Origin of the sequence: Kriegella aquimaris, assembly GCF_900103215.1 — a bacterium.
GTDB lineage: Bacteria > Bacteroidota > Bacteroidia > Flavobacteriales > Flavobacteriaceae > Kriegella > Kriegella aquimaris.
In genome coordinates this window covers 155,248-169,890 of sequence record NZ_FNGV01000011.1, presented here as the reverse complement: position 1 = coordinate 169,890, position 14,643 = coordinate 155,248, and the positions used below count along the sequence as shown (strand labels likewise).

12 protein-coding genes are annotated in these 14,643 nt (G+C 40.9%); 1 reads left to right on the top strand and 11 read right to left on the bottom strand.

Annotation, left to right across the window (positions count from 1 at the left end; all coding sequences use genetic code 11):
• Positions 1-13 precede the first annotated feature (13 nt).
• The gene (locus BLS33_RS18535) at positions 14-1,381 is read left to right on the top strand and encodes a Gfo/Idh/MocA family protein (RefSeq protein WP_089893126.1); all 1,368 of its coding nucleotides are present in this window, start codon (positions 14-16) and stop codon (positions 1,379-1,381) included.
• A gap of 36 nt (positions 1,382-1,417) precedes the next feature.
• Here BLS33_RS18535 and BLS33_RS18530 read toward each other — a convergent pair whose 3' ends face one another.
• The 11 genes from BLS33_RS18530 to BLS33_RS18480 form a co-directional block, all read right to left on the bottom strand.
• Positions 1,418-1,975, bottom strand: a complete 558-nt coding sequence (locus tag BLS33_RS18530; protein WP_089893123.1) for a helix-turn-helix domain-containing protein — start codon at positions 1,973-1,975, stop codon at positions 1,418-1,420.
• A gap of 274 nt (positions 1,976-2,249) precedes the next feature.
• A complete protein-coding gene (locus BLS33_RS18525; protein ID WP_089893119.1) occupies positions 2,250-3,128 on the bottom strand; it encodes an endonuclease/exonuclease/phosphatase family protein in 879 nt (292 codons plus the stop codon).
• Positions 3,129-3,140: 12 nt separating this feature from the next.
• On the bottom strand, positions 3,141-4,742 hold the full coding sequence (locus BLS33_RS18520) for a LamG-like jellyroll fold domain-containing protein (protein ID WP_089893116.1): 1,602 nt from the start codon (positions 4,740-4,742) through the stop codon (positions 3,141-3,143).
• Between the two features lie 14 nt (positions 4,743-4,756).
• Complete coding sequence (locus BLS33_RS18515; RefSeq protein ID WP_089893113.1) at positions 4,757-5,770, bottom strand: metallophosphoesterase family protein; 1,014 nt, start codon at positions 5,768-5,770, stop codon at positions 4,757-4,759.
• Between the two features lie 11 nt (positions 5,771-5,781).
• Positions 5,782-7,023, bottom strand: coding sequence for an NAD(P)/FAD-dependent oxidoreductase (locus tag BLS33_RS18510; protein ID WP_176801443.1), 1,242 nt, complete (start codon positions 7,021-7,023; stop codon positions 5,782-5,784).
• A gap of 46 nt (positions 7,024-7,069) precedes the next feature.
• Positions 7,070-8,347, bottom strand: coding sequence for an MFS transporter (locus BLS33_RS18505; RefSeq protein WP_089893107.1), 1,278 nt, complete (start codon positions 8,345-8,347; stop codon positions 7,070-7,072).
• Between the two features lie 47 nt (positions 8,348-8,394).
• Positions 8,395-9,501, bottom strand: coding sequence for a 2-aminoethylphosphonate aminotransferase (locus BLS33_RS18500; RefSeq protein ID WP_089893104.1), 1,107 nt, complete (start codon positions 9,499-9,501; stop codon positions 8,395-8,397).
• Between the two features lie 13 nt (positions 9,502-9,514).
• The gene (gene phnY / locus BLS33_RS18495) at positions 9,515-10,942 is read right to left on the bottom strand and encodes a phosphonoacetaldehyde dehydrogenase (protein WP_089893101.1); all 1,428 of its coding nucleotides are present in this window, start codon (positions 10,940-10,942) and stop codon (positions 9,515-9,517) included.
• A 22-nt stretch (positions 10,943-10,964) separates the two neighbouring features.
• Positions 10,965-12,176 (bottom strand): phosphonoacetate hydrolase, encoded by a 1,212-nt coding sequence (phnA, locus tag BLS33_RS18490; protein ID WP_089893098.1) that lies wholly within the window; start codon positions 12,174-12,176, stop codon positions 10,965-10,967.
• Between the two features lie 76 nt (positions 12,177-12,252).
• On the bottom strand, positions 12,253-13,608 hold the full coding sequence (gene pbfA, locus BLS33_RS18485) for a (R)-1-hydroxy-2-aminoethylphosphonate ammonia-lyase (protein WP_089893095.1): 1,356 nt from the start codon (positions 13,606-13,608) through the stop codon (positions 12,253-12,255).
• A 42-nt stretch (positions 13,609-13,650) separates the two neighbouring features.
• Positions 13,651-14,601 (bottom strand): alkaline phosphatase family protein, encoded by a 951-nt coding sequence (locus BLS33_RS18480; RefSeq protein ID WP_176801442.1) that lies wholly within the window; start codon positions 14,599-14,601, stop codon positions 13,651-13,653.
• Positions 14,602-14,643 lie beyond the last annotated feature (42 nt).

The window sequence follows — 14,643 nt, the reverse complement described above, 5'->3', positions numbered from 1 at the left end:
ACAAAAACTTATTATGGAAAACACCAAAATTCATTTCGATCGGAGAAAATTTTTAAAAGGCACCAGTGCAGCCATGGTATTATCTTCGTTTGGAGCCTATGGTCTTGATTTTACTCCCAGTGAAAAAACTTGGCGTGTTGGACTAATAGGAACAGGATGGTATGGCAAAAGTGATCTTTTCCGGCTCATTCAGGTTGCCAATGTGGAAGTTATCTCACTTTGTGATGTTGATGAGCATTTATTGACCGAAGCTGCCGAGTTGGTCAGTCAAAGGCAGAAGTCGGGAAAAAAGCCGAAAGTGTATTCCGATTATCGAAAAATGTTGGCAAAAAAAGATTTGGACATTGTACTCATTGGATCTCCCGACCATTGGCACGCCTTGCAATGTATCGATGCCCTAAAAGCGGGCGCACATGTATATGTACAAAAACCCATTAGCGTTGATGTGCTCGAAGGAGAAGCTATGGTCGCCGCTGCCCGAAAATATAATAAAGTGGTTCAAGTTGGAACACAACGAAAAAGTACACCCCATCTAATCGATGCTAAAAAGCAAATCGTTGACGCAGGTCTTTTAGGTAAAATTTCGCATGTCGAGATGTGCTGTTATTATCATATGCGGGCCAAAGATAACCCTCCGGTACAACCGGTTCCCGAGTATTTAGATTATGATATGTGGACAGGACCCGCACCCCTTCGCCCTTACGACGGGTTGCCACACCGGCGCTGGTGGCGCGCCTTTATGGAATATGGCAATGGCATTACTGGAGATATGTGTGTTCATATGCTAGATACCGTTCGATGGATGTTAGACCTGGGATGGCCGAAACGAATTAGTGCCACGGGCGGAATTTATGTGCAAAAGGATAGTAAATCAAATATCGCAGATACCCAAACCGCTATTTTTGAATATGAAGAACTTAATTGTATCTGGAACCATCGTACGTGGGGCACACCGGCCGACCCAGAATACCCATGGTCATTTAAATTGTTTGGAGAAAAAGGAACATTAATGGGTAGCACCATGAAAGCCGATTTTATACCTCAAGGTGGTGGTGACCCTATACACTTTGATGTATTGTACGAAAAGGAAAAATATCCTGAAGACCTTACTGAAAAAGACATTGAATTAAATGCGGCACCGGCTACACGTTTGCATATGCTTGATTTTCTAAATGCCATCGAAAAGGGAACAAGGCCTGTTGCCGACATTGAAGAAGGGCATATTTCTACCGCCAGTTGTATCTTGGCCAACTTGGCCATGAAGACCGAAAGGCCCCTAGTTTATGATCCAAAAAATAAGATAATAATCGACGATGCAGCGGCGACCCAACTCTTAAAACGTGATTACCGAGGTCCATGGGAACATCCAAGTCAATCTTAGCTATACTAAATTTTTTAAGATAGGATAAAACGCCGCTTAGTTCAACAGATAAATTTTCAATAAAATAGCCGGAGTATCGCTTTCATTCGACAGGCCATGCGGTACAGAACCGTCAAAAAATAACAAATCTCCCTGTTCTAGGTATACATTGTCTTTTTTAATCATGTACGTCAATTGTCCACTAAGCACATATACCAGTTCATTTGCGTTGGTGGAAATAGGTTTGCGGTAAGACCCCGGCGCTACTTTCACAATATAGACACGCAGACTATTATCTGAAGTAGTGCTGGAAAGTAAGTGTGTATATTCCAGATTTTTGGAATCTTCCCGGTCCTCTTTCGTGCCTTGTCCATTTTTGACGTGAATATAGTTACCACTGATATTGGAAGAAAGATCCAATTCGGCAAGGTCGATACTTAAGGTCTGCATTATTTTTAGGAGTACCGGTAAGGAAGGCGTTGTTCTTAGGTTTTCGATTTTTGAAATTAACCCTGCACTAACACCCGTTCTTCGTGCTACTTGTTGCAAGGTCAAATCTCTTTTTTGGCGGGCCAGTTTTAACTGTCTACCGATATTAATTAATATATCGTCCATTTATTATATTGGTTGGTTTCAAGACCCTTAAGACCTTGATTGTGTTTAGGCTACAAAAATAGACATTTCTTGATATATATTATATTTTAAATACTTATGTTAAGTTTAAAGTCCGATATATGCAATTTTAGTCCAAAAAAATTGAATGAAAGACATTTGTATCTTTGAATTATACGCTTTGTAATTGGGCATAGTCACCTGAATCGGGTCTCCCAAATGCAAGTAGGTCGATATACCAAAAAGCCTTCAACAGTACTAGAAACAAAATAAGACCTTATTTATTTATTCGAAAAATGACCTTCAGTGGGTAATGGTCGGAAAGGGTATCGGTTACAGCATCTTTAATTAAGTTTACTTCCTTAGAAGCTCTTTTTAACTTTTTTGAAATTAAGGCATGGTCAATTTTTACAAAATCGTTGGGTGATACTGTGGGAAATACCTTGGTGGGAAAACTGGACTCAAATGCGCTATGAAAAAGAGAGAAACTATCATAAAATCCCTTTTTTAGAAATGAATCAATGACTTGATAGTCGATTTCGTTCTTACTATTCAAATTCCGAAGAATCTCATTATCTTTCTGTTTGAGATACATTCTATCTCGTATGCCCGTACGTGCATAGAACGAACTATCGTGTGGAGTAAAAGCATTGAAATCACCTAAAATTATAGTCTGCTCTTGTAACTTATCTTTCCTTTCCAAAAAATCAATGACGGCATTGGCTTCTTCCGTTCTTTTTGCGCTACTAAACGGTGAAAAATGTACAACGAAAAAATTGATTCCTTTTATCTCGGCGTACAACCCTCCATGGTGCATACCCTTCATAAATCGGTAAATATTGGTAATCGGATGCTTAGAAGATATTCCGACCGGATATCCATTCTCCTTAACAATTATCGCATAGGGATGCCCCCACGTTTTAGCCAGTTGCTCAAAGGATGCTTGAGTAAAACCATTCAGCTCTTGAAATGCAATTACATCTACATCATGCCCGATAGCCCATTGTACAAACGCATCGCGACGCTCTACCTGGCTTTCAAAACCATTCCAGACATTATAGGAGATAACAGAAAATTCATGAGTCTTACTAAGACAAAACGATGTAATGAGCAGTACAAGACCCGTTAATACAAAAAACCGATACAAACCTTTCATAATATGGTACGTTTATTTTAATTGGAAAACCGTAATAACCGCAGCATGGTCTGAGGGAAACATTATAGGATGATAATCGATGACCTTAGATTCTATCGCGTCAAGTGATGTTCCTTTGTAATAGATGTAATCAATTCTGTCCCTCAATCCATATTTATCAGATGATGTTGCCGCTCTAGGTGTCCACGTGAAACCGGGGTCCCGCAGTGGGTCAATATGTAGTTCGCGATAACTATCGATAAAACCAGACTTCTTCATTTCCTTGCTTTCGGGCCAAGCTACTATTTTATTATAGTGAATGGCTTTCGTACGTTCTGTCCAATCTAAATGGGAACCTATATTAAAATCGCCACTCATAATAATAGGTAAAGCCTCTGCATTTTTTAAATAAGGATTTATTTCTTTTAGTATTTGTTTGATTTCCGAATGTCGGGTGGCCGCTTCATCCGCAATCAACTCTTTAGTCTTTTTGTTTTCTTTAATAATGCTCGAGCTGTAGTCAGGTAAATAATGAAGCCAAGTATCAAAAAAGATAAGTTCTTTTGTCGGACCTATTTTTAATTTGGCACCACCAAAGTTAAAGGGTTTAAAAGCTTTGATTGTTTCCGTAATAGGATAACGGCTCATTATTGACAAGTTCGAACTGATCAAATAAAAATGATAGCCTAACGCATCGGCAATAATCTCACCAGAACCGTAGGTTTCAATTAAACCGACAATATCGGCATTGGTAGCTTTTATGGTTTCGATTACCCGTTGCACTCCCACTTCTTGGCCATATCTATGTCCGCCGTGCCAAATATTCCATGCCAATACTTTTAAATGCTTCGGGTTATACTGTTCTTCTTTACGCTGTGTCTTGGGATAAAATCGAGTATACAACTTATTGACCTCCGTTGACGTCAGTGACCGCTTCCACATCTTTACCTCATCTATAAATCCATTGAAGGCATTCCATTGCCCATTGGAGCCATATTCCCATTTTTCGTCAGACCCACCTATCACTGTTGACCATTCGGTTTCCAAGCCACCCAAACCGGGGGTATTGTAAATGGCGGTATTTTCTCCGTCAAAGTATATCCAAACTTCCTGTTTATCCCGCTGAATCGTAACGACTATCTGATGCCATTCCCCATCATTTATTCGTTGCCTTTTCGCTGTTGGCTTGTAAGTATAGATGCTTTTTCCATCATTCAGAAGTAGTGCCCAAGCCCCATTATTCTCGGTATAGACCTGCCAGCCAATTGTGGATTCATCATCTACTTTTTTGTTACCCATAATGGGTGTACCCATTCGGGCATCGGGCAAGGTTTTGACCCAAATCTGTACAGAAAAAGACGTCTGTGCATCAAAATTTGGAAGTTTCCCTTTCTCCAATTTTATCGGCCTTCGCAATGCTGCATGCGCCGATAAATCCAATGCTTTTCCTGTTAAACCCTGAGTGAATTGCGATTGCTGCAAATCGACCATATAAACGGCCTCTTCTTTTGACACGATGGTCTCTTTGACTTCTTTATCGTCAAAATTTAAATAAAAAATGGGGTCTTGCGCCTTTGAGGGATTTATAAAAGTTAATAAGATCACTATAAAAACAAGAATTCTTTTTAAATTCATATGTGGCGTCGCTTTTATCTTTTTTCAGAGAATATTTCGGTTCTATCACTTATTGACGCCGACAATCTCGGGGCATCGGGATGATTCTTTTCCGCTGGTGTCGGTCGCACAAATTTACTCTCCCTTCCTTCAATATTAATAGTTCCTCTCGGATCTAGAGTTAAAAACGCAAATAATGAATCTTCGTACATGGCCCTACTATCGTCAGAGCCGTACCCCTCACCCACATAGAAATAGGATGCACTGTTCATTTGAAAGTAATGTACATTATTGATAAAACTATGGTCATCGACATGATGATGGCCACAAAAACAAGCAATTACTTTTTGAAAGTCGGTACGATTATTGGCGTCATCAATCACTTTACGTACGGCAAACCTGCTGGGTGAAGACCAACCGTCCCAAATTTCATCAAAAGCCTGATGCGATATAATGATGCACTGTTTATCGGTTTTCGCCAAATCTTCGCGCAACCACTCAATTTGTTCAGGATTGACCAAACTTCTATTGGGCTGGTCAATATAAAAATTGGCGTTACCATAGTCTTTATATTCACCATCTTCCAGAATATAATTACCGTCCATAACCACAAAATGAAAATCACCTTTATCAAAAGAATAGTAATTATGCTTCATCCCGAAAAAATCCATTGCCTGTTGTTTGGTCCCTTTGTCCATATCATGGTTGCCCAGAACATGGTATTTCTCGCCGGGATATGAATTCCAAAGATCAATACATTCATTGCCTTCGGGAGTGGGATGACAAAAATCGCCTCCTTGGATAATGAAATCAAGTTTCCTTCGGGAAGCATGGTCGATAAACACCTGTAAACGTTGTAACCCATCTTTGCAAAAACCGTGATGTACGTCGGTAATAAACCCTACGTTCACAGGCTGCGACTTCAGGTTGGTTTCTTTTTTCTTTGGAGAAAAAGCAAATGTATTTATAGTGCCCAAGCCCAATGCTGTGGTCCCTAGGCCGAGTTTTGCGATAAACTTGCGACGTCCTTTCCTATCCTTACTTTCCATATTTTTTCAATTTAACCGCTTACTTTGTTTGAACGGGCAGCGGCACATCGTTCAAGCCAATCGTTCGAAAAAGAATCAATCTCTCCAAATCTTTTTACGCTAAACTCTGAATAATCAAATGGATTTATCCTTCCCGCTGCCAATTCAGCCATACCTAGCCCTACTCCACCTGCAACCGAAATGCCGGCACCACAACAACCGGAGGCAATCAAAAGACCTTTAACACCCGGTATTTCTCCCAGTACAAGTTGCGAATCGGGGGTATACCCTGAAAATCCTGCCACATAGTATTTTATTCCTATATCGTAGAATCCCGGAAAAAAGCGCGCCAATTTTTCTCCGTTTTCAATCAAATCATTCATGCCGTCGTCGTCACTGAAAACAAAATCAGAAATATCACGTGGCACCTTTTTGGGCGATTCCACTACAGAATTACTTTCCCTTATACCAAAAAGGAGGCTTCCTCCTTCCGGTCTGGCATACGCCTGTGCATCGGGCAGCAATACCATTGGTGAATCAACAGGAAATAACTCGGAGCGTTCGGTAATCCAGTATTGACTTCTTACCGGAGCCATGGGAAGTCCGACACCTGCTTCATTAGCCAAAATAGGTGCCCAAACACCTGCTGCATCGATGACACATTCAGTATGAATATTTCCTTCGGAAGTCTTGACCCCGACAATTTTGTCACCCTCCCCTAACAATCCAAGGGCCTCAACACCCAACCGAATTTCAGCGCCCTGTCTTTTGGCACAACGTGCAAAAAAAGTACCCAGCATATAAGGATCGCAATAGGCTTCATTAGGAACAAATCCGATTTTCAAAGCCTCATCCGTTTTGAGCCAAGGAACTTTTTTACGTGCCTCTTCGGGCGAAATGTAGTAAGCTTCTTGGTTGTATTCCTTTGCGATTTGCATCAACTCTTCAAGCGCTTTCACCTTAGCATCACTTGCAGCTACATGCAGCATTCCGGAATTTTTGAAATCGAGAGTTTCCCCTAACTCGCGTTCCATTTCCTTCGCCACCTTAAAGGTCTCTATGGTCAGGGGAATGTAAGAACGTTTAGAACGTACCATCGTCATCAATGCTGCAGCCCTACTTGTCGCAGCATTATTAAGCTCATTGCGCTCTAATAAAATAACTTTTTTATCAGGATTATTACGGGAGAAATAGTAGGCGATGGCGCAGCCAAAAATACCCCCACCTACAATTACAAGATCGGCTTTTGGAATGGTCGTGTTATTTTTATTCAAAATAGTTGGTCGTTGCTTCGTTTCCCTTGAAGTTCAGGAATCGAAATTAGGTTACAATATGTTCATCAACACTCTTATGATTCCACTTCAGCGCAGCCAACCCACCTGCGACAAAAGACATAATGACAAAGAAATTAAAAAGGTTGTCCCAGCCGAAACGTACATTGATCGCCATAACGACAAATCCGGAAATCATTTGCCCAATCGAGCCAACACCATTGATGATGCCTGCGGCCATGGCGGCGCCTTTTTTTCCACCAACATCCATAGATCCAGCGGTACAAATCAGGGAATCGGGGCCATAAGTAAATATACCGATCATCGCTATACTGAGTATGGTTGCCCATTTTCCCAAAGGAGCTAAATGCGGATGTGCCAAACAGGCCAGGCCGAGGGCAAAAAGCATGATGGAAACCGTACTGAACCGCCTTGATTGAAAAAGTTTGTCAGAACTATATCCCGCAATAATTACCCCAAAAAAGCCGATCAGTTCATAGACCGACGAAATATACCCGGCATCGCTAACCTCATAATTCAATCCTTTTTCAAGATATATAGGCAACCAAAAGAGAAAAGCATAGCGGGTCATTTTTAGGATGAAGTAACAGCTGGAATAAATCCAAAGAGATCTATTTTTAATAAGGAGGGCCAAAATTTTCAACTTTTCTCCTTTAGATTCCCCCTCGAATTTGTATTTATCTTCAACAATTACGGGCACATTTACATCTTCAGGATTGTTCCTAGTAAAAAGAAGGTAAAGCAGTGCAATCACGAAAAGAACTATCGAAGGAAAAATAAAGCCTCTTTTCCATCCCAATTCAGAAAGAAAATCCATATCAAAAGCTACATAAGTCGCAAAAACGGTAGCTAAAAATCCGCCGGTAACATAGCAGGTCGACCACCACGACATAACGATACCGCGTTCATTTATTCGAAACCAGGGAGTCATGTTCTTTATAAGTCCGCTCCATCCCGTCGATTGCCCATAACCATTGGCCGCTATCAAGAAAATAATAATTCCAATGGAAAATGAGAATCCCAAAAACAAGTTTGCGATTGCGCCCAAGAAGAGTCCTATCGAAACCACTTTACGCGGACCGAAAGTATCTGACAAATAACCATTCAAAAATTGACCTATCGTATAAACAAGACTGTAAATAAAAATAATCGTGGCATAGTCCGAATTATCGAGGCCGAGATCCGCCTCCATGGAGCTCCATGTGACAGAAAGGTTCTTCCTTCCAAAATAAAACCCTGCATATGCAAGCCATGTTAAAATAAAGATTCTTTTTCTCCAAGAACGTTGGTCTGCTGTCAATGCCATATACGGGTTGGGTTGGTTTTACGTATTCAAATATATTCGATAATGGTCTATATAAAATTTATCTGCTTTAAATAAGCTTCCAGTATTTTCAGAAAACCTTGTATGTCGGTATAATCTATTTGCCCAATGTTCGAAATACGAAAAGTGTCGTAGTTATTTACCTTTCCCGGATATATCGTATAACCTCTATCGAAAAAGAAGTCATGCATTTCTTCAAAATTGTATTTCGGACTATTGGGTTCGATGATAGAAGTGATGATCTTCGAATGGTATTTCTTGTCAATTAAATAATCCAATCCTAATTTCTCCAATCCCTCAAGCAATGTTTCCCAAGATCGACTATATCTTTCATACCTTTGTTCTATGGTTTCCTCCTGGGTTTCCAATATCGCCTGTTTCAAGGCATAAAAAGTTTGTACAGGAGGCGTAAACCTTGTCTGGTGGGTCTTTTCAAAATAGGCATATTGAGCATATAGATTCAGGTATAGGCTTTTTGGTGGTATGGATGCCGTTGTTTCAAGCACTTTCTTATTGCAAATAGCAAAACCAATACCTGCCATGCCCTGTATATTCTTATTCGAACTGGCCGCCAAGTAATCGATATTCATGGCTTTCATATCAACAGGAATCGCTGCAAAACCACTCATTGAATCCACAATAAAACTAATCCCGTATTTCTCACAAAGTTTTCCTACGGCCGTAATATCGTTTAAAAGACCCGTTGTGGTCTCGTGATGGATCATGGCCAAATGGGTCAATCCGTTTTCCTTTTCGATAACAACCTCTAAAGCCTTTAAATCAATGGGAACGATCGAAGACGATTCAAAAGCGACCGTATCAATATTATAAATACTCGTTATTTGGCGCATTCTTTTTCCGTAGGCACCATTGTCAATGATGAGTATTTTGCCGTTTTCAGGAACTACCGAATTTAATATAGCCTCAACGGTCGCGGTTCCCGACCCTCCGAAAAGGACGGTAGCATAATCTTTAGGGTCACCGACAAATTTTGTAATTTCTGTTGCACAAAATTCCATCAAATCCCCAAATTCTTTTTCCCGCGGGCAAATATCGGGAACAGCTTGCGCCAATTTAACCGAGTCGGTTGTCGTAGCCGGACCCGGATTCAATAATACATTTCTTTTAATTTTCATGCTGAGTTTTTGGTTAAGCGATATCCCAAGGCAGGGAATACGTTTTTACGTAGGTGTATCCTTTCATCGTCTCGATCACGCCTTCTTTGTAACCAAGTCCGGAATCTTTCACACCTCCAAAGGGCGTCCATTCCAATCGGTAACTGGGTGCTTCGTTGACATTAACGGTTCCCGTATCCAACTCGGTAATAACCCTTTGAATGGATGGCCAATGGTTACTCACCACCCCACCCGACAGGCCGTAAGGCGTATCATTGGCTATTTCAATAGCTTCGTCCAATGTTTTGAACCTTATTATCGGCGCTACGGGACCAAACGTTTCTTTAGCAACAACTTCATGGGCATTTTGCACATGATCCAAGACAGTCGGTGCATACAAAGCTCCATCTCGCTTATGACCTGCAAGACAGACAGCGCCATTATCGATGGCATCTTGTACCCGTGCTTCCATTTCTTTGGCAGATGCTTCGGTAATTACCGTACCCATATCGTTATTCTCATCATAGGGGTCTCCATACTTTAAAGCCTTGACGCGATTTGCCAATCGTTCTGCATAGGTTTCGGCAATGCTTTCATGTACCAGTATTCTGCGAACGGCTGTACACCGTTGTGCAGAATTTTTAAAAGTTCCCGACATGGTCACCTCAACTGCTTCATCAATATCTGCATCTTCCAAAACAAGCAGTGCTGAACTTCCACCAAGCTCTAGAACCAACTTTTTATATCCCGCCCTGGAAGCAATTATTTTACCTACCCTGCTTCCCCCTGTAAAAGAAACCATCGTAATGTCAGGATGCACAGTCATCATTTCGGCCGTTGCCTCAACATCGGCGCCGTTTATCACATTTAACATATTCGGCGGCAGCCCACAATCTAATGCCAATTGCGCAAAATAATACGCTGACAAAGGTGTTCTTTCCGAAGGTTTTAACACCACCGTATTATTTGTGGCTATCGCCGGGGCAATTTTATGCACCACCTGATTCATAGGGTGGTTAAACGGGGTGATGGCACTAATCAGCCCTAAGGGTACCCTTGTGGTATATATTCTTCTTGGTTTACCATTTTTCGAAACATCACAGGGAAAAACCTGCGAGTCATCATCTAGCGCTTTCATGGCAGAAAATCGCAACACATCGGAAACTCTACTCGCCTCATAGCGGGTATCTTTATAGCACAGTCCGGTTTCGTCGGTAATCATTTTACTTACCTCTTCGACCCGTTCTTCAAGGGCATTCGCTATTTTATTCAAGATGTCATAGCGTTCGTAACGGGTAAGTGTAATTTTCGTATTCCTAGTGTCTTTCAACACTTTGTCGAGGTCCTTTAGATTTATCGATGAAACACGCCCAACCTTTTTCTTGGTATAGGGATTGAAAACATCTATCCATTCGTCACCTTTTACCTGCTTTCCGTTGATTATACTTCCAAATTCTATCATGGTTAAATATTAAGTTGGTAAATTAAAATCCGTTGCTCAAGTAATGGAACAAATCAAAATTTCGGCTTTTTCCCGAGCTTAGTTTCTCTTGGTATTCCGCATTCAGCTTTTTATTGAAAATCATGGGTACGTCTTGTGAATGTTCGCTACCATGTGAACGAAGACCTTCTTTAACTTTTTCTAGGTCATGCCAATCAGGGGTTCTACCGATGGTGGTAGCAGCATCTGACAAAACCACCAAATCGCCTATACGGTCACCGGGAAGTTCATACCGCTCTACAGCTTCGGCATTTGTCAATACCGTTTCGATACCATCAAGACCTAACAGGTAATCTTTTGCGGCATTTAATTGTGACTTATCTTCTAAATATAGCGTGCCATACCCCCCAAGTGCTCCGTGATGAACAACATAGGGGTCAGTAATTGGCAATATTACCCTTGCTTTAATTTGTTGTTCGTTCAACAGTTGTTCGATGAACTGTACTTTTGGGGAACCATCGGCATTTGTTTTTGCCTGCATGCCATGATCCGCGGTTACACCTATAATAGCACCCTGCTTATCCAATTCACCCAACCAATAGTCAATTTTTGACAAAAAGTCGTTTGCGTCGGCACTGCCAGGTGCATATTTGTGCTGTACAAAATCGGTAGTGGTCAGGTACATCACATCGAAGTGTTCCTTTTTCAATAATTTGGCACCAGCCTCAATACAGTAGACAGATATATAGGGATCATAAATCCCAGGTCTTTCTTTTCCCATCAAACCTTGCTCTACGTTATCGATACCATTTTCTTCTTTGGTCGCCTGATTGGCAAATTCAGCAGAAAAACAGATACCATCAAGGTTATGCGCCAACATTTTACGCAATTTATCTTTGGCAGTTACGACGGCCACTTTACGTCCGCTTTGACTGAATTCAGATAATATAGTCGGTACTTTCAGGTATTTAGGGTCATTCATCATGACTTCTTCCTGAAGTTCGGTATCCCAGTAAAAATTACCACAAATTCCATTGACCTTGGGAGGAACACCGGTAACAATCGCCATGTTGTTCGGATTGGTAAAGGAAGGAATGACACTTTTGACCATTCCCATGGAACCTTCTTTAATAAAGCGTTGCAAGTTGGGCATTACGTCTTTTGCTCCCTCATAATATGGATAGGAAGTACCATCCATACAAATGCCGATTATAGTTTTCTTCTGGACCGGATAATCTCTGTTATTGATTTTCATTTGTTATGTAGTCTGTTATCGTTTAATTTTGCACTAAAATACAATAATTTTACTATTAGTAAAATTACTATCGTACTTATCCATTATTTTTTTTACTAGTTTCTACTATTGACAAACTTTTATCCACTATTCGAAGTGCTTTCTCTAAATCCTCTCTAGAAATTGTCAGCGCCGGTGAGAGCTGTAACACATTACCTGCCGACACCTTGAAACTAAGCCCTTGATCTAGACAAGCATACATTACCTTCTCGGCCGCATCAATTGCCTTTACCTTAGTTTTTCTACTCTCCACCAACTCGACGCCCCAAAGCAATCCTATACCTCGAACATCTCCAATAATTTCATATTTGTCACTAAGTTTTTCGAGTTCACTACGCATAAAGACCTCATCATCGGCAACCTTTTCCATGAGGTGTTCTTCCTCCAAAATTTCCAAAGCGGTCAAACCAGCTACGGAACCCAACGGACTTTTCTCATGGGTGTAGTGGCCCAATGAAATATCGCCGAATTTATTATAGTCGTCACGAGTTATTATGGCAGCTTGGGGAAATATACCGCCACCTAGACCTTTTCCCAAACAGAGAATATCAGGTTCAACATCGTAATGTTCAAAAGCGAACATTTTCCCTGTACGCCCTAAAGCAATTGGAATTTCATCAAGAATTAATAAGACCCCATGCTTATCACAAAGTTGGCGGGCCGTTTTCCAAAAGTTGGCCGATGGTATCTGCACATCGGTGTTACGAATTGTCTCGGCGATAAAAGCACCAATATCATTTTCTTTGGAAAGCACATACTCCAAATACTCTAAACTTTTAGATTCATCACCCTCAAAAATTCCCCGATATGCTACCGGCGGAGGAATGCGCACCACTCCCGGCATAAGCGGGCCTATTCGATCTCTAAAAACCGATTCACCACCTACACTGATGGCATCTAAAGAGGCGCCATGAAAAGAATCCCAAAAAGAAACCACTTTGTGTTTTCCGGTGATAGCCCTAGCCAATTTCAATGCAATACCGACAGCCGAGCTACCATTGGGAGTCAGTAATATTCTATTTAAGTTAGAAGGTGCCAAAGAAGCCAATTTTTCAGCAAAGGCAATGGCTGGCTCATTGGTGTATCGTCTAGTGGAAAAAGAAAGCGTCTGTAATTGTTCGGTAATTCTCTCGATGAGTTTTGGGTGTGAAAACCCTATTTGGTGTACATTATTCCCATGAAAATCTAGGTACTTCTTTCCCGAAAGGTTTTCGATAGAAGAGCCTTCGCATTGTTTTAAAACGTCTAAACAAGGCGTTGACATGGATTGGTGCAAAAAATAACGTGCATCCTTTTCCAGCAATTTTCTTGTTTTTTCATCAATCTTGGCGTCCCATTTTTTCCGCTCAGGAGTTGAATTGATATCCCCTTCCGTTCTTTTATTGTTATCCATTTTTCAGATTAAAAAAGCCTTATTTTTATTATTTGATATGCCTTATTTTTTTTCAACTATTGGATAGGAGTCATCAATTTCGAAACCTTCAAAGGCCATTATCAATGGCCGGCCAATCCACGCCCAGGGTCTTTTCAGCCCCAAGGCAAATGCAACAGTTGCTGCATTGTCATATTGATAGACCGCATTCGGAATTTTATAATTTTTCTTTATTCCTTTTCCCCAAAGAATAAAAGGAATTTCAATTTCACCCAGCGTTTCGCCCCCATGTCCCTTTTCAAAACCTCCATGGTCCGCACTAAGAATGACCAATGTATTTTTTGACATTCCTGCTTTTTTAATAGCATTCATTATTTCTCCTAATAGTTCATCAGCAACCTCAACCGATTTATAATATTCCCCTGAACCATGACCGAACTCATGACCTGCATGATCGATATGATCTAAATGAACAAAGGTAAAAGTGGGTTTTTTATCTTCAATATAAGCACTTGCTGTTTTCGCCGTTTCTTCCGCCGTTTTCGGATTTATATCATAATCAACGGCAGATTTCTCGAACAGACGACCGAAGTCACCCCAATCATAAATGACCCCTATCTCGGCATCTGGCAGTTGTTTATTCACTACATTAAATATCGTAGGAAATATGGCCTCATCATCTTCGACCACAGGAGGCAACACATGATCTTTAACTTTCCAACCATTGGATGTGATACCGTGCTGCTCAGGGCCTGCCCCCATAATCATAGTGGCCCAATTGGTACTCGAACTTGTAGGTAATACGCCCCGCGCATGCATGCTTGAGGCGCCCTCTTTAATAAGTTGATCGAAATTGGGGGTCTTGGCATTCTTTAGACCATCAGGACTAAGTCCGTCAAATCCGATGACCACTACATGTTTGACGCGTCTTTTCAACATATCGGTTTGCGCACTACTAATGGAATACACAAAGATTACAGACAAAACCAACACTATTTTTTTTATTTTCTTCATAGTTTGCAATTTATTAAAACACATATAAATATGGGGTTAAGA